This window comes from Lysinibacillus sp. FSL L8-0312 (assembly GCF_038003285.1).
GTDB classification, from domain to species: domain Bacteria; phylum Bacillota; class Bacilli; order Bacillales_A; family Planococcaceae; genus Lysinibacillus; species Lysinibacillus fusiformis_D.
In genome coordinates this window covers 4,515,758-4,530,789 of sequence record NZ_JBBOOV010000001.1, presented here as the reverse complement: position 1 = coordinate 4,530,789, position 15,032 = coordinate 4,515,758, and the positions used below count along the sequence as shown (strand labels likewise).

The 15,032-nt window shown below is 37.5% G+C and carries 17 protein-coding genes and 2 riboswitches; of the genes, 4 read left to right on the top strand and 13 right to left on the bottom strand.

Features of this window, described 5'->3' with window-relative positions:
* Positions 1-16 precede the first annotated feature (16 nt).
* Positions 17-901: a glycine betaine ABC transporter substrate-binding protein gene (locus MHI22_RS22575; protein WP_340810119.1), complete on the top strand. Its 885-nt coding sequence runs from the start codon at positions 17-19 to the stop codon at positions 899-901.
* Positions 902-947: 46 nt separating this feature from the next.
* On the opposite strand, the gene MHI22_RS22570 is transcribed toward MHI22_RS22575, so the two are convergent.
* The 3 genes from MHI22_RS22570 to MHI22_RS22560 all read right to left on the bottom strand — a co-directional run bounded on the left by MHI22_RS22570 (position 948) and on the right by MHI22_RS22560 (position 3,005).
* A complete protein-coding gene (locus MHI22_RS22570; RefSeq protein WP_340810118.1) occupies positions 948-1,262 on the bottom strand; it encodes a DMT family transporter in 315 nt (104 codons plus the stop codon).
* The gene (locus MHI22_RS22565; RefSeq protein ID WP_036127755.1) at positions 1,262-1,603 is read right to left on the bottom strand and encodes a DMT family transporter; all 342 of its coding nucleotides are present in this window, start codon (positions 1,601-1,603) and stop codon (positions 1,262-1,264) included. Before MHI22_RS22565 ends, MHI22_RS22570 begins: the two co-directional genes overlap by 1 nt.
* Positions 1,604-1,728: 125 nt before the next feature.
* Positions 1,729-1,825, bottom strand: a riboswitch (guanidine-I (ykkC/yxkD leader).
* 31 nt (positions 1,826-1,856) lie between these two features.
* Positions 1,857-3,005, bottom strand: coding sequence for a PstS family phosphate ABC transporter substrate-binding protein (locus MHI22_RS22560; RefSeq protein ID WP_340810116.1), 1,149 nt, complete (start codon positions 3,003-3,005; stop codon positions 1,857-1,859).
* A gap of 250 nt (positions 3,006-3,255) precedes the next feature.
* Between MHI22_RS22560 and MHI22_RS22555 the strand changes: the two genes are divergently transcribed.
* Complete coding sequence (locus MHI22_RS22555; RefSeq protein WP_036127760.1) at positions 3,256-3,729, top strand: YbaK/EbsC family protein; 474 nt, start codon at positions 3,256-3,258, stop codon at positions 3,727-3,729.
* 181 nt (positions 3,730-3,910) lie between these two features.
* On the opposite strand, the gene MHI22_RS22550 is transcribed toward MHI22_RS22555, so the two are convergent.
* The 3 genes from MHI22_RS22550 to MHI22_RS22540 form a co-directional block, all read right to left on the bottom strand.
* Positions 3,911-5,164 carry a glutathionylspermidine synthase family protein gene (locus MHI22_RS22550; protein ID WP_340812668.1) on the bottom strand — a complete coding sequence of 418 codons (1,254 nt, stop codon included), beginning with the start codon at positions 5,162-5,164 and terminating at the stop codon, positions 3,911-3,913.
* Between the two features lie 23 nt (positions 5,165-5,187).
* Positions 5,188-5,817 (bottom strand): hypothetical protein, encoded by a 630-nt coding sequence (locus MHI22_RS22545; RefSeq protein WP_330493493.1) that lies wholly within the window; start codon positions 5,815-5,817, stop codon positions 5,188-5,190.
* 136 nt (positions 5,818-5,953) lie between these two features.
* Complete coding sequence (locus tag MHI22_RS22540) at positions 5,954-7,003, bottom strand: DUF418 domain-containing protein (protein ID WP_036127816.1); 1,050 nt, start codon at positions 7,001-7,003, stop codon at positions 5,954-5,956.
* Between the two features lie 180 nt (positions 7,004-7,183).
* Between MHI22_RS22540 and MHI22_RS22535 the strand changes: the two genes are divergently transcribed.
* Positions 7,184-7,447: a Parvovirus coat protein VP1-like protein gene (locus MHI22_RS22535; protein ID WP_080717165.1), complete on the top strand. Its 264-nt coding sequence runs from the start codon at positions 7,184-7,186 to the stop codon at positions 7,445-7,447.
* A 36-nt stretch (positions 7,448-7,483) separates the two neighbouring features.
* Here the strand turns inward: MHI22_RS22535 and MHI22_RS22530 are convergent, their stop codons facing one another.
* From MHI22_RS22530 to MHI22_RS22520, 3 genes are all read right to left on the bottom strand, one after another.
* Entirely contained in the window at positions 7,484-8,254 is a 771-nt protein-coding gene (locus MHI22_RS22530) for a GNAT family N-acetyltransferase (RefSeq protein ID WP_340812667.1), read from the bottom strand.
* 218 nt (positions 8,255-8,472) lie between these two features.
* The gene (locus MHI22_RS22525; protein ID WP_271912610.1) at positions 8,473-8,976 is read right to left on the bottom strand and encodes a pyridoxamine 5'-phosphate oxidase family protein; all 504 of its coding nucleotides are present in this window, start codon (positions 8,974-8,976) and stop codon (positions 8,473-8,475) included.
* A 157-nt stretch (positions 8,977-9,133) separates the two neighbouring features.
* Positions 9,134-9,997, bottom strand: a complete 864-nt coding sequence (locus MHI22_RS22520) for an AraC family transcriptional regulator (protein WP_089932077.1) — start codon at positions 9,995-9,997, stop codon at positions 9,134-9,136.
* Between the two features lie 202 nt (positions 9,998-10,199).
* On the opposite strand from MHI22_RS22520, the gene MHI22_RS22515 reads away from it, so the two are divergent.
* Positions 10,200-10,586: an NUDIX hydrolase gene (locus MHI22_RS22515; RefSeq protein WP_230593962.1), complete on the top strand. Its 387-nt coding sequence runs from the start codon at positions 10,200-10,202 to the stop codon at positions 10,584-10,586.
* Between the two features lie 44 nt (positions 10,587-10,630).
* Here the strand turns inward: MHI22_RS22515 and MHI22_RS22510 are convergent, their stop codons facing one another.
* The 4 genes from MHI22_RS22510 to MHI22_RS22495 all read right to left on the bottom strand — a co-directional run bounded on the left by MHI22_RS22510 (position 10,631) and on the right by MHI22_RS22495 (position 14,541).
* Positions 10,631-10,816, bottom strand: coding sequence for a sporulation protein Cse60 (locus tag MHI22_RS22510; RefSeq protein ID WP_036127831.1), 186 nt, complete (start codon positions 10,814-10,816; stop codon positions 10,631-10,633).
* Positions 10,817-10,897: 81 nt separating this feature from the next.
* Positions 10,898-12,232, bottom strand: a complete 1,335-nt coding sequence (gene glnA, locus MHI22_RS22505; protein WP_036127833.1) for a type I glutamate--ammonia ligase — start codon at positions 12,230-12,232, stop codon at positions 10,898-10,900.
* Positions 12,233-12,421: 189 nt separating this feature from the next.
* Positions 12,422-13,768, bottom strand: a complete 1,347-nt coding sequence (locus MHI22_RS22500) for a sodium-dependent transporter (protein ID WP_036127836.1) — start codon at positions 13,766-13,768, stop codon at positions 12,422-12,424.
* Between the two features lie 185 nt (positions 13,769-13,953).
* On the bottom strand, positions 13,954-14,541 hold the full coding sequence (locus MHI22_RS22495) for an ECF transporter S component (RefSeq protein WP_036127840.1): 588 nt from the start codon (positions 14,539-14,541) through the stop codon (positions 13,954-13,956).
* Between the two features lie 219 nt (positions 14,542-14,760).
* Positions 14,761-14,948, bottom strand: a riboswitch (FMN riboswitch).
* Between the last annotated feature and the right edge of the window lie 84 nt (positions 14,949-15,032).

The window sequence follows — 15,032 nt, the reverse complement described above, 5'->3', positions numbered from 1 at the left end:
TAGAAAGGGAGATTCGATGAAACTGAAAACACTATCTAAGTTAGGAATGGCTCTAGGTCTAGGCCTCATGCTTGCTGCATGTAGTGGAGGCGACACAGGGTCAAGCTCTGGTAAAAACAGTGATTCTAAGGAGGTCAACTTAGCCTATGTTGAATGGGATACAGAAATCGCCTCAACGAATGTCGTGGGGCAAGTACTCGAAGATTTAGGCTATGATGTAGCATTAACTCCTTTGGATAATGCGATTATGTGGGAGGCTGTTTCGAAAGGAGAGGCTGATGGAATGGTAGCGGCATGGTTACCACATACACACGCCTCACAATATGAGAAATATAAAGCTAATTTAGATGAGCTTGGCGAAAACCTTGCTGGTGCAAAAATTGGCTTAGTTGTCCCAAGTTATATGAATGTAAATTCTATTGAAGATTTAACAAATGAAGCTGATCATACTATTACAGGTATCGAGCCTGGTGCTGGTATTACTGCTGCTACAGAAAAAGCTTTAGGAGAATATGATAATTTAGCAGATTGGAACTTTATTACATCTTCTTCTGGTGCCATGACAACTTCATTGGCAAAAGCGCTAAAAAATAAAGAAGAAATCATTGTAACTGGTTGGTCACCACACTGGAAATTTGCGAAATATGATCTTAAATACTTAGAAGATCCAAAAGGTGTATATGGTGGCGAAGAAACAATTAATACATTCGCTCGTAAAGGCTTAAAAGAAGATTTACCAGATGTATACTCGGTGCTTGATAACTTCCACTGGACTGCAGAGGATTTAGAAAGTGTCATGCTTGAAGTAATGGATGGCAAAGATCCAAAAGAGGTTGCAAAAGAATGGGTGGAAGCTAATCCAGATAAAGTAGCAGAATGGACAAAAGACGTAAAAAAATAATATAAAAAATGCACTTCCACTTTTACAAGGGGAAGTGCATTTTTTCTTACGACAATAGCTTCAACATAATGGCTGCTCCTAAAACAAGTACAATGCAAACCATCCGTCTCCAATCCTTTGATTCATTAAAAAATAACATACCCAGTAGTGCTCCCCCAGCTGCTCCAATTCCTGTCCAAATAGCATAGGCAGTACCCATTGGTAATGTTTCCATCGCATAAGCAAGACCCACAAAACTTAAGGTAAATGCAAAAATCAGCAGCCCTAAATTTTTTATAGTCTTTGTTTTATTATATTTACTAATCATATATACGCCCATCATCTCACATAACCCTGCCATAACTAATGCCATCCATGCCATTATTCATTCACCTCTTGTTCCTTCGGCTCTCCCGTTACAAGCTTTAAGCCCACAACTCCTGCAAGTAAAACAACAATACATATTATTTTGGCTAATTTCCACGGCTCCCCAAACAACAAGCTATCCGCACAAACAGTCCCCGCTGTCCCTAATCCAACAAAGACAGCGTATACCGTACCAACAGGTAAATGCTCCCCCGCTTTTATGAGTAAATAAAAACTAATAAAAATAGCAATAACTGTCCCAATCCATTCCAGCACACTCGTTGCATGCTTTAAACCAATGACCCAGCCTACTTCAAAGCAAGCCGCTATAATGACACTGATCCATTGTTTATTCATCCTAAATCCCTCCATTTTATGAGACACGGTCGATTAACTGATTGATAAAGCACCTTCCTCAGCTTTCGCAAAATAACATGATTTTAGCCAAACAAAAAAGCCTGAAGAAACTGTCATTAAACAGTATCTCCCAGGCTTTTATCCTTCCGTGTCACAAAATTAATTTGTGGTTTTCTCTCGGACCAGACTAGCAAAAGCTACGGAACCCTAGAAAACTTTTCATTCGATTGTTGCTCTTAGTATAGCAAACCTTTTAATAATTTTCCACTGGTACATAGCCGACCCTTTCAACTATCGCTTGCCCTTCCTCAGAAAGTATCCATTCAATAAGTTTCTGCGTATTTTGATTTTCTGTTCCGGCTGTGATGGCATAAAATTCAGCAACTAAAGGATATGTATCATTTTGAATCGTTTCTTTTGTTGGGGCTACTCCGTCAATGGATAGTAATTTGATTTTTTGATTACCTACCATCTCTGTAGAATAATATCTAAACGTAAAGCCCATTGCGTTTTTATAATTTCGATATTGCGACACTTCACGAATGATTCCTCCCATTCCCGATACAATATCTTCAGAAGGCGCCTCCATAATTGGCATATTGCCCATCAATTTTTCTAATGTTGTTTGACTTCCACTATCTGCTGGGCGTTGGAAAGCACAGATTGGCTCATTCTCCCCACCGACATCATGCCAATTGGTTATTTCACCAGCGTATATTTTCTTCACCTGCTCAAGCGTTACATTATCCACACTGTTTTTATGATGCACGAAGAAGACAAATGCTTCACGTCCAATTGGTGTCATGTCAAATGTAAGACCTTCCTTTTCTGCTTGCCACTCTTGTGAGGTGGACGGTGCTGCTGCAAAGATAAGATCCACATCTCCTGCTATTAAATTTTGATAGGCTTCAGGTGTTCGGCTTACTTGAACTCTACTAGTATCTGGCTGATAGTCACCTTTGGGATAAGTAGCCTCTACAAAAGCCGCATACAAAGGATACATGGCTGTTGCACCATCTAATCTTGGTAATGACTCGGTCAATTGTAAGGATGCTTTTGTGTCAGGCTTTATCACTTTATTGCCCAGCGTAAATGGCTGATAGGCAGATACATCAATTTCCGCATCAACAGTAGGAATGCTCATTTTATAATAATGTTGGATTGGTTTGATGGAAGCTATTAATAAGGCAATACCCATTACTCCAAATAACCATCCTCTTCGTCTTTTGGTGTTGGTCCATTTAAATACACTACAAATAAACAGGACAAATAAACAAACAGGTACTGTCCAAACTAACTGTATCAAATGAATGCTGCCATTCAGTGTGATAATCAATGCAACCATTAATGTCACTACTGATAAACCAATCAACACAGATACGATTTGTATAAACTTGAACATTGGAACCCCCTTTTAGTGTAATTTTACACTCCCTATAGTTAGCATACTTGAAAGATAGAGCATTCACAACTATATATTCTGAAAATTATGCTAAAATTAAATTTATCTTGATTTAACGACTTCTTTTGTTTTTACAAAAAAACAGAAAAGTCCCTCTTTAAAGGGAGAGGAGCTTTTGAAGAACAAGCTCGAATGAATCAGGACACCATTATGACGAGGCGTCATTGATAAAAGTAGGAGGAGTGTACATATGGCGATTGAAAAAGTACGTAGTCATTTAGCAAAATGGCATGTTGAGCACAAAATACAAGAGCTGGAAGAAAGCTCAGCGACTGTTGAATTAGCAGCGCAGGCCCTTGGCTGTGAGCCCGAACGCATCGCAAAATCATTATCTTTTCTTGTGAATGATGGCGCGGTATTAATTGTTGCTGCAGGGGATGCTAAAATCGATAATGCAAAATATAAAGCAATGTTTGGTACAAAGGCAAAGATGTTATCCAAGGACGATGTGGAGACGATGATTGGTCATGATATCGGAGGTGTTTGCCCTTTTGGTGTGAACGAAGGTGTAGCCATTTATTTAGATGAATCTTTGAGACGTTTTACCACTGTTTTTCCTGCATGTGGTAGCAGCAATTCAGCCATTGAGGTAACGATTTCAGAACTCGAAACGTATGCCCCTTATAAAGAATGGATTGATGTCTGTAAAGGCTGGAATGAATAAGGATTAAACGATGAGGCTGGGACATAACTCATTTTATTGAGAAAAAGCAAAAAATGAATGTTATTTTTGTAATTTATTAAAGTATATGTGTTCTAATAACGCAAAAAAATGTTAGACCAAACTTGTAAATGGTCTAACATTTTTTCTTTTGTCCCAGCCTCCTTCTACAAAACTAGATTTGTTAGTCCCTATAACCCACAGCTAGCCAATGTGAATCCCATTCTGTTATTTGATTACCGACACGACAGCTTAAACCACATGCTCGATTGTCAGCAACAAATGAACCTATTAGCCATTTTTTAGTCTGATATCCTTCTTTTAATTGAATTGTCATGCTAGGCATCTCCACATACTGTTGGAAAATAAATAAATTATCATCATAATGTGTGGATGTGGAGGCATTTATTTTCTGCCCACTTCCTGCGTAAATTTCTACTGTATTTCCTTCCCGAGAATAAACAGGTTTCTTCACATAAGGAAGATTATTACGAATAAACGGCTCAGCTGAAAGATAGGTTGGTAGCATATATTGCTGAATAGCTACCCGTTCCTCGGGGGTAAAGAGTAAAGGATCGTTTCTCCGCTCCCATATTAACCACAATAAGATTTTCGATTGTAATACATAAGCAGCAGGCGGATTAATGATAGCTAACTGTCGTTTTTTTACAAGTTCTAACAAATGCAGCCCAATGCGATCACCATCTGATGCTACATCATCCATTAAAAACTCTACAGGATGTGCAGGTCGAAATAATATATCGATTTTCTCCATTGCAGGTGTATAAAGACCTTGTACTATATGTGGTGTATCACTAGTAAATATGATGAGATCCTGGATAGGTACATACTCAATATCAAAAGGAATACAGCGCTTAATAAACTGTACCTGGCAATACTCCTCATAATCCTCTTTGGCTGCTTTACCCGTGATGACAACCTTTGGCTTTTTAACATTATGTAAATATTGCATGGCAGCAAAAAGCGCACCTGACAATGTTTTTTGTAAAGCTATTATATCATTTGGATTGTTATAGCCAAGATGCTGACAAAGTGCCTCATTTATCTCGAAGGTTTCTTGTACAAGGAACGGTGTTTCTCCATTCAACTCTAGACATTTAATGTGGCCCTCCTCTGTACAAACAAAGTCAAATCGCGTCAAAACAGATTGCTGTTGTAAATAGTCTAATTGAATATACGGTATCATTTCAGGGCGAATCCCTAAAGCTAAAAGTTGATCAATCGACAAATGCTTAAATTGTTTCCCAACTTTTAAAAAGATGCGCCAAAGTATTTGTGTTGCGTAGTGAAGTTGATCGATCTGCTGCTTTGGCAATTCTAAGACATCATATAGCGCATACTCTAAATCCTCAAAGTCAGGAAAAAAGTCTGGGAATTTTGAATAGAACGCTTGCCGTTGTTGTGTATGATTCATCATGTTATTTGCTCCCTTTCCACACTTTATGAGGAGGACGAGCCGCCACGGGATGCTCCACCTGAACCAAAACCAGATTTTCCTGTGCTGGAGGAGGAGCTATTAGAGTAGGAGTTCGTGCTTTTTGATGAACTGTCTGTTGAATAAGAGCGTTGTCCACTCGAATAAGTATTTGAACCATTTGAAGTTGTACCAGCCTTATTTTGTGAACTGTTTGTAATACCATTTGTAGATCTATTATTTGCATTACCACTTTGTGTCGATCGCGGTACTGCAGAACCGCCACCATTTTGCTCATTTCGATCTGTGCCATTTTTTAAATTACGACTTTTATAAATAGCACTTCCAATCATTGCTCCAGCAGTTGCATACATAAGCCCATTAAAGAAATGCTGTGCATAGTAAGGAGAATTTTCATCAAGGCATTCATAGGAACCATCGTCCCCTTCTTGCCATTCATCACAGGCATCTGCCATTTCACTATTATAAACACTTACTATCTCTTCATTTGTGTTTCCTTGACCTTGATCTTCCGTTACTGGGGTAGACGTAGAAGAAGCTACTGTCTGTGTTTCGCTATTGCCACATGCTGCTAATTGGACAGCCATAAAAGATGCCGTTGTCACAGCCATATATTTTTTCATTTGCTTTGCCATATCTAAAATGCTCCTTTGTTTCTGTTCTCTTGTTTACGGTTATCTGCCATATTAGGTTTCACTTTTTACAAAAACATACAGTTCATCTTACCAGAAAAAATCCCAAACCGTTTGTATGTTTGGGATTTCCAGAGTTTTATGATTGCTTTGTCACAGTTTTTTTGCCGTAAGTCATAAATCGCCATAGCTTTTCGAATGGTCCAATTGAAAAGAATTTAAACCAAATCACACTAAAAATAATTTGAATGATAAAAGTAATGCTCGCGATGATTACTATTTCTGATGGTGAAACGACTTGTAAGCCCATTAACGAAATGATAGCCGTCCCAATAAAGCTTTGTGCCAAATAGTTTGTAAACGCCATTTGTCCTACACGTCCAATTGGTTGAAGCAGCTTCGCTATTTGTTTATTTTCTAATAGTAAAAATAAACAGCTTAAATAAAAATAGGTTGTTGGCACAACTCCTAAGCCAATAATGGATTGGATTTGTTGGTCATCTGCTTGTGATGCGAACCAAATCCATAGAGAAAATCCAATAAAGAATGGACATGTACTATAAAGCACTCTTTTTATTTTTTGAGCATGCTCACTAATATGGCCAACCCAACCAGCTTTTGCAACTAAAAAACCACTTAAAAACATGATAAAAATCGCTACGGCATCATTTCCTAATAAGCCATAAATAGCTGATAAAACAGCATTATTTGGCATATACATTTGACCTAGGATAACAAGAATATGAAGTGAAATGATGGTAAATAACCATTTACTAATAGTTGAAATCTTGACAGAGTAAAATGGTAGCAATAAAAATCCAATCACTGCGTAAATGGCTAAGATGGAACCCCAAAATAGAAAAATATGAATAATGCCAATCAATAATAGCGCGAATAAACGTCTAGCAAAACGCTTTCTTGGTTTATCCCCACGAGCTTCTGCACGTGAAGCAAAAATATAAAAGCCAACACCAAACAGAAATGAAAAGATAGAGAAGAATTTCTTTTCAATGAAAATATCAATAAGTGAATCAATGATGCCATTGATACCACTCATATCAGGCATAGGTCCTCCCTCTATGAGGACCACATAAGCACCTACATTAATAAATAAAATACCGAATAACGCTAATCCTCGAATAATGTCTAAGGAAACGATACGTTCCTTTTGTGTAACAGATGGATTCATGTTGAATTAACTCCTTATCTTTTATGCTATAGCTAGCATAACTCCCCATCCTTACAGCTATTTTTTTTAAAGCTTACAGGAACCTTACAAATCAAAAATAGTCTTATAGTTTTTCATCCGCTTCTTCAAAAAAATGTTTCATATTTTATAGTAAAAACATCGTAAAGAGAGGTTTAACAGATGAATAGAAATCGCAAGCTCGGTTTTTGTTATCCTGGTTATCGATACTGTGGACCTGGTTGCTCAGGACCAGGTGAGCCTACGAATGCTGTGGATAGTTGCTGTAAATTGCATGATGAATGCTATGCACGCCATGGTAGCACAAAGTTCTGTGATGAATTGTTTCAACAATGCCTCCGCCCCCATATGGATGCAAATCATAAAATGGCTAGAGATGCCCGTTTGTTTTATCGCGTTTTCGAATTACGTCATCGATTTTTTTAACAATGACGCTCACGATGTTTTTGCAAACAGCGTGGGCTACTTTTTTGTATAAATAGCATATTTTTGCGGAGTCGTAAAACCAAGCTTTGTGCCTAGATACATAGATGCGGTATTTGACACATCACAATCCCAGCAAGGCTTTAGCTGGTTGGCAAGACAATGATCGATAAAAATGTGGGCAACCCTGCCAGCTAATCCTTGCCCCCTAAAATTCGAATCTGTCATAATATCAATTTCTGCAAAATCATTTGATTTAAAAATAGAGACAGCTTCACTAACGATTTGCTCTTGCAGCACTAAGCAATAGCCAAAACCATTTTCAAGGAAATTAGCTGTTGAATCCCAATATTCATCGTAGTAAGCATAGGTAAACGCCTGTGCATTTTTTATATGATGATGAGTAATAGGCATAACCTCAAAATTGGGTATTTCCCGCTCCTCTCTAGAATCATACAAACTTTCATCGAAAGTAAAGGTATAGCGCTCTAATTTTCGAAGTTGGTCATTTAGCAGTTGTTCAATTTTAATATTCCACTGTTCTGAATAAGAAAATAAGGTAAAACGTTTCTTTTGCTCTATAGACTGTTGAAAACAACAGACAAGCTGATCGTCAAGTACCGTATGAATTGAATCGCCAGCTACAAAATAGATTCCTGATTTTGTTTGAAATAATAATGTTTGTAAATTCTCTGTGTCTGTATAGACCGTACCTTCTATTAATTGATCTAGTATACTATACACAAATGTCGGGGCTCTTTTAATGGTTTGTTTAATGATTGGGTAATGAGCCTCTATAATTTTCATCATGCTACCTCCTCCTGTTATTTCTATTCTCTTATAATAATAGATAAATTTAGTTAAAGGGACTGAATGATGCGCAGATAGCCATATTTTGCATCCAATATCACGAAAATCTTGGAGGCTGGAAAAAATTAAATTTTACTTTGCTGGCTAACTATACGCTTTAGCGAAATCAAATTTAAAAGCTAAGAATGATAGAATTCTATCATTCTTAGCTTCTTCATTTAGTGATACATGCCATGATTAATTTTCCCTGTTAACTTCTCTATTTGTACTTCAAACAACTCGATTTTAGGCAGAATTGGATAGCCTTCTTTTTCAAATGTCCATGCAGGATTGCCATACTTCTCAAGCAGTGCATCAAAAAACCATTCTTTCTTCGACTCCTCCTCAATGCGTACGACCTGTCCAAACAACACCACGCTTTGATACACAAGTGCAGATTGACAGGCATATTTTTTCCCTGGATGTAAATCACCCATCTCACTCACTTCGATACAGATTTTAGGATTTTGTTTAATATTTGACCAAAAATGGCTTTCTCGAATATTACCAATATGCAAATATAGTTTATCTTCTCCCTCATATACATAGACAAACGGAATAACGTATGGAAAACCTTCCTCACCAACCGTTGCAACATGTGCTACTTGCCCTACTTTTAAGAAATGCTGTGCTTCCTCTTGTGAAATTTCTACACGCTTGTTTTGAATCGTACCTCTCATCATACTTTAACCCCCTCATGAAAATATATCACGATTAACTCAATCGTTTATTTTAAACATACATATATTTTACATCTTTAACACACCTAAAAAAAGGATAAATTTTCTTTTGAATAATAAAAGCCAAGAATGCTTAATCCATGCATTCTTGGCTTTCTTGTTATTTAATTGGAATCCAAATTTCAGAATAGGAGTCAGGACTATAGGCATCCTCTTCAGGATAAACCTCAAGTTCCGCTGTTCCTGCTGGTTCGTATGGATTGGACGGGAACCACTCTGAATAAATTTGCTTCCACGTATTTTGCATCGCATCTGGCATAGGGCCATGTACTTCAAAGACAACCCATTTGGAGGCAGGTACTTCCATTGTTAATAGATCTTCTCCTACTTCCCCTACATGATCTGTAGCAATCCAGTAATCAATGAAACCCTTTTGTCCTTGGTTTGTATTTGGTACACAAACACCTAGTACTCCATTGATATTGCCATTATTTAATTGGTATAGTTGATGGTCGAAGCCACTTTGATTTACCTCTTGCCAAAATAGAGGAATTTCTCGTGTGTTCTCCCCGTCTTGACAGTTGTACGTTCTTTTCACTCCAACAATTTGAAACTTTTCTTTTTCTACGATTTTATACTTCATTGGTTCTGCTCCCTTCAAGCTTACCTGGATGACCAGGCGATTGTATGATTGTAATGGCCCTTGTTTCTTTCTTGCTTCACTAGGCGTTATATGGTGCTGCTTACGAAACGCTTTTGTAAAAGCTTCAGGAGTTTCATAGCCATATTTGTAGGCGAGATCGATTATTTTTTGTTCCGTGCCTATTAATTCTTGTGCAGCTAATGTCAATCTTCTTCGTCGCAGATAATCTGCAATGGACATATCCGTCAAAATTGCAAACGTGCGTTGAAAATGAAAGACAGATGAATTAACCTCCTGTGCAATCTGTTCAATCGTAATGTCCTCTAATAAATGATCCTCCATAAAATTAATGGCCTTTTGAATCGACTCAATCCAACTCATTGCTTTCACTCCTTGATTCCATCATAAAATAGATATTGCTGTATAACCTGTCTTTTTATGCTAACTTTGGACAGGTTAAAAGGGAAGTATTTTCCCGACGATTCTCCCTACTTATTTTCACCCTCCACCCTACACATATTTACAACTACGTTCTTTAATAGGTAAATTAAGTATAAATAGAAATGAAATGGAGGTTTTTCTCTTGGGAAAATGGCAAGGTGCTGCTGCTATTTGTTTGAACGATAACAATCAATTATTAATGGTTTTACAAGGAACGGTGGAAGAAGAAAAAACGTGGGCTGTTCCATCAGGTGGTAAAGAAGCAGCGGAAGATTTTAAGGCTTGCTGTATTCGAGAGGTTTATGAAGAAACGGGCTATATAGTGGCTATTCTAAAAGAAATTTATTGTAAGCAGAATGAAGCTGTGGAAGTTCATTACTTTGAAACAGTTATGATTGACGGACAAATGATGATTCATGATCCTGACGAATTAATTTATGACATTGCTTGGCAATCAAAAAATGAAGTGGCCCAATTGTCATTAACTTTTCCAGAAGATCGTGCCTTTCTTTTATCTTTATTTCAATAAAAAAGTCACGTCTTAATGACATGACTCATCTCAAGTACATATTGCTAATCGTTTTGTTGATAAATAATTAAAGCAGAATGGATGACTGTCTGTTCGCCAATATAGAGCGTATTGTATTTGATATCAAGTATTAAAAAGCTTCTTAAATCTACTAAAGCCCGGTTAATGTCATGTTCAAATTGCACAATATCATTGTTTTGAATGGTCACAACCTGGGTCGTTTGTGTCATTGCCCACACTCCTTTTCTCTAATAATAGATGAAAAGAAAGGAAATGTAAAAGTGTTGGAGCCAAAACAGCTCCAACGCTTTTTAGTACATCGTTAAATACTCCTCACGTTCCCAGTTGTGGACGCGTGTGCGATATTTATTCCACTCAATTTCTTTGGCGACTGTAAATTTATCATAAATATGATCGCCTAGTGCATTACGAACAATGGTATCCATCTCTAATTCAATCAACGCATATTCTAATGAGGAAGGTAAGCTATCAATTCCGTTCAACTCTCGCTCTCCTGCTGTCATTTTATAAATATTACGATCTACTGCTGCAGGTGGCGTTAAATCTTTCCGTATACCATCAAGTCCAGATGCTAAAATAACAGCCATTGCTAAATATGGATTTGCAGCTGGATCAACTGAACGCAATTCAATTCGAGTAGATAGTCCACGAGCTGCTGGAATACGAATTAGTGGTGAACGGTTTTGAGCAGACCACGCGACATAACAAGGAGCCTCATAGCCAGGCACTAGCCGTTTATAGGAATTAACAAGTGGATTCGTAATAGCGGTAAAGCCGTGTACATGCTTTATAATCCCTGCCATAAAACTACGTGCCGTTGCACTTAATTGTAAGTCTGCATGTTCATCATAGAAGGCATTTTTATCACCCTCGAATAATGATAGATTAAAATGCATTCCTGAGCCGTTTACACCGAATAATGGCTTCGGCATAAATGTTGCATGGAGACCATGCTGTGCAGCAATGGTTTTTACGACTAACTTAAACGTTTGTATGTTATCACATGCCTCAATGGCACTAGCATACTTAAAATCAATTTCATGCTGACCAGGTGCGACTTCATGATGGGAGGCTTCAATTTCAAAGCCCATTCCCTCTAACTCTAAAACGATATCACGACGACAATTCTCTCCCAAATCTGTCGGTGCTAAATCGAAGTAGCCTCCACTATCATTTAACTCTAGTGTTGGATGCCCCTTATCATCCAGTTTGAATAAGAAGAACTCTGGCTCTGGCCCTAAATTAAAGGAAGTAAAGCCTAACTCCTCCATTTCCTTTAAAACGCGTTTCAAATTGGAGCGTGGATCTCCTTCAAACGGCGTTCCATCTGGTCTGGCAATATCACAAATGAAACGAGCCACCTTGCCTTTCTCAGCAGTCCAAGGAAAAATCACGAATGTATCAAAGTCAGGCTTTAAATACATATCAGATTCCTCTATACGCACAAAACCTTCAATGGATGAACCATCAAACATGACTTTATTATCTAATGCTTTTTCTAACTGACTGACAGGGACTTCCACATTTTTGATTGTTCCTAATATATCTGTAAATTGTAGGCGAATAAATTTCACATTTTCTTCCTTTACTCGGCGTATAATATCTTCTTTTGTGTAATGTTTCACTCTTCACCACTCCAATGTAAATTTAGTTAACATATGTTTTTATAACTGTTCTTAAAATACATGAAAATTGAAATTCACGCAATAGATATGTTAGGTTTTATAACATAGTTTTTTTAGAATATATTTATCTTGATTTTCGATGCATAAAAAAAGTGTATCCATTTCCACAATGGATACACTTTTTTTATTTTAATATTGTAATAGCATATTAATGAACACAACTAGAATAACGATCGGTACAACGACTAACATTAACATACGATATGTTGCATAATAGCCCTGCCCTAAGTGACTACCCATTAACAGTTCTTTCCTTACAAATTCCTTATCCACTATGTGGGCAATAAAAATCGCAATGAATAAATTTCCTAATGGCAGCATTATATTCGACACTAAAAAATCAGTGGCATCAAAAATACTTTTCTCAAAAATGGTTACATCCGATAAAACACTAGAAGAAAGTGCCGCTGGAATAGCCGCAATCAATACGACTACACCAAGTAAAAGCGTCCACATCGGACGAGATTTCTGACTATGTTCCATAAATGCCGCTACGATAATCTCATATAAACTAAATGATGACGTTAATGTAGCAAATAAAAATAGCAATAAAAACATCGCTAAAAATAATTCTCCAAACGGCATTTGACTAAAAGCTGTCGGCAGCACCATGAACAACAAGCCCGGTCCCGCGGCTGGCTCTAAATCAAAGGCAAACACAACAGGGAAGATTGCTAAACCCGCTAAAAATGATACAAGCACGGTTAAGAGCACAACAGAACCTGCTGAATTTGGAAGGCTGACATCTTTTTTTAGATAGGAACTATATGTAACAAGACAAGAAAATCCTACAGCTAATCCAAAGAATGATTGCCCTAACGCTTCTAATAATGCCCTACCAGTAATATTTGAGAAATCAGGCCATAAGAAGAATTTCACTCCCTCCATTGCGCCATCTAATGTAACAGCACGCACAACCAGAACAATGAACATCACAAAGAGTAACGGCATCATCCATTTATTCGCCTTTTCAATACCATTTTGTACACCTAATGAAATAACGAGTACGTTAGCTAATGTAAACAAAGCTAAACCTACTAGCGTAATCCAAGGTGTACCTATAATTTTTCCAAATAGTGCAGCTGGATCAATCGCAGGATCTATCACAGCACCAGCGACGCCTAGCCCGCTGTAAATAAAAATCCAACCTCCAACAACACTATAAAATGTTAATAATAAAAAACAACCTAGCACACCCATTCGGCCAATCCAAGCCCATCCTGGTTTTGTCGGAGCAACCTTTTTATACGCGGTTACCGCCTCCGATTGTGTACCACGCCCTAAAACATACTCGGACAATAGCATTGGCAACCCTATTAATAACGTAAATAACACAAAGATTAGGAAGAATGCACCTCCACCACTTTGCCCCGTTACATACGGTAGCTTCCAAATTGCTCCTAGTCCAATCGCAGCACCCGCTGATGCTAAAATAAATCCTAATTTACTAGACCACTGTCCCTTTTTTTCACTCATCTCTTCAAACTCCTCAAACTTTCTAAACTCCCCTCTATTCTACATGAAAATGTGTTCTTCGACTAGATTATAATAATAAAGCACTAGAGCACGAGCATTTTCTACTACTTTTTTCTAATTTTATTCGTCCCATCACTTCTTCCTACAAAAAAACCTCGAGCTAACTACTCGAGGTTTATGGTCCATTATTTTGCTATATACATAGAGCGCTGGCGGTCGATCCATTTGCGCATTGTAGTAAATAAAAACGCCATAATAGCTGTTAATAAAATACCTTTTACAATATTAAATGGTAAAATTCCAGCGACGATCATTTTATAAAGGGAGTCACCTACAACAGGTTCCATACCAAGGAAATATGTGTACATCGGTAAAAATATAACATAGTTCAAAACGCTCATTCCTACTGCCATCACGACTGTTCCTGTCGCTAAACCTCCAACAAGACCAGCAGTCGTTTTAAAACGATTAAAAATAAAGCTAACTGGCAAAATAAATAAAATGCCTGTTGTAAAGTTGGCAATATGCCCTACTGGCACACCTGTTGGCGTACCCGAGAAAATCCAATCCAACACATTTTTAAATAATTCTACTAAAATACCAGCTACAGGTCCCATTGTGATGGCCGCTATTAATGCAGGCATATCACTAAAGTCCACTTCCAAAAATGCTGGGAACGGCGGTATTGGGAAATTAAAAAGCATTAATAAAAACGAAATACTGCTCAGCATACCAATCGTAATAAACGATTGAAGTTTAACATTTTTCTTCATAGAAAACTCTCTCCTCTTTGCTGATTCAATCTCGCAAGAAGAAAGGTGACGATCTTTCAATTGTTAGCATGAAAAAACCCTTATGCATTAAAAAGCACAAGGGAGAAAGGCATGACGAATAAGCGTCAATCTAAACTATTTTTTGAGCACTATTTTAAAAGCCATACAAAAAAAGCGCTCGGTCATAGTTCATTTCATAACAATGAATGACGATCGTACCTCCATCTTCTCCCATCCAGACTGTAACTGTCGGCCTTGGAATTTCACCAAGTCAGCCATGCAAATAAATTTGCACAGGTCGCGGGCTAAAGAGTTTTGCCTAAACCATTCGAGTTAATGAATAAACATTAACGGTTTAGCACTCTATTACCGCCGGTCGGGATTTTCACCCTGCCCCGAAGATGAATCACTATTATTTTATACTACAGTTTTACTATAAAGAATTATCAACAAAAAGTAAATAGTTCTGCTCAAAAAACCTATTAGACTTG

Excerpts from the sequence above, each read along its gene's own strand:
- MHI22_RS22575 (WP_340810119.1), top strand. The coding sequence starts at position 17 with ATGAAACTGAAAACACTATCTAAGTTAGGAATGGCTCTAGGTCTAGGC.
- MHI22_RS22570 (WP_340810118.1), bottom strand. The coding sequence starts at position 1,262 with ATGGCATGGATGGCATTAGTTATGGCAGGGTTATGTGAGATGATGGGC.
- MHI22_RS22565 (WP_036127755.1), bottom strand. The coding sequence starts at position 1,603 with ATGAATAAACAATGGATCAGTGTCATTATAGCGGCTTGCTTTGAAGTA.
- MHI22_RS22560 (WP_340810116.1), bottom strand. The coding sequence starts at position 3,005 with ATGTTCAAGTTTATACAAATCGTATCTGTGTTGATTGGTTTATCAGTA.
- MHI22_RS22555 (WP_036127760.1), top strand. The coding sequence starts at position 3,256 with ATGGCGATTGAAAAAGTACGTAGTCATTTAGCAAAATGGCATGTTGAG.
- MHI22_RS22550 (WP_340812668.1), bottom strand. The coding sequence starts at position 5,164 with ATGATGAATCATACACAACAACGGCAAGCGTTCTATTCAAAATTCCCA.
- MHI22_RS22545 (WP_330493493.1), bottom strand. The coding sequence starts at position 5,817 with ATGGCAAAGCAAATGAAAAAATATATGGCTGTGACAACGGCATCTTTT.
- MHI22_RS22540 (WP_036127816.1), bottom strand. The coding sequence starts at position 7,003 with ATGAATCCATCTGTTACACAAAAGGAACGTATCGTTTCCTTAGACATT.
- MHI22_RS22535 (WP_080717165.1), top strand. The coding sequence starts at position 7,184 with ATGAATAGAAATCGCAAGCTCGGTTTTTGTTATCCTGGTTATCGATAC.
- MHI22_RS22530 (WP_340812667.1), bottom strand. The coding sequence starts at position 8,254 with ATGATGAAAATTATAGAGGCTCATTACCCAATCATTAAACAAACCATT.
- MHI22_RS22525 (WP_271912610.1), bottom strand. The coding sequence starts at position 8,976 with ATGATGAGAGGTACGATTCAAAACAAGCGTGTAGAAATTTCACAAGAG.
- MHI22_RS22520 (WP_089932077.1), bottom strand. The coding sequence starts at position 9,997 with ATGAGTTGGATTGAGTCGATTCAAAAGGCCATTAATTTTATGGAGGAT.
- MHI22_RS22510 (WP_036127831.1), bottom strand. The coding sequence starts at position 10,816 with ATGACACAAACGACCCAGGTTGTGACCATTCAAAACAATGATATTGTG.
- MHI22_RS22500 (WP_036127836.1), bottom strand. The coding sequence starts at position 13,768 with ATGAGTGAAAAAAAGGGACAGTGGTCTAGTAAATTAGGATTTATTTTA.
- MHI22_RS22495 (WP_036127840.1), bottom strand. The coding sequence starts at position 14,541 with ATGAAGAAAAATGTTAAACTTCAATCGTTTATTACGATTGGTATGCTG.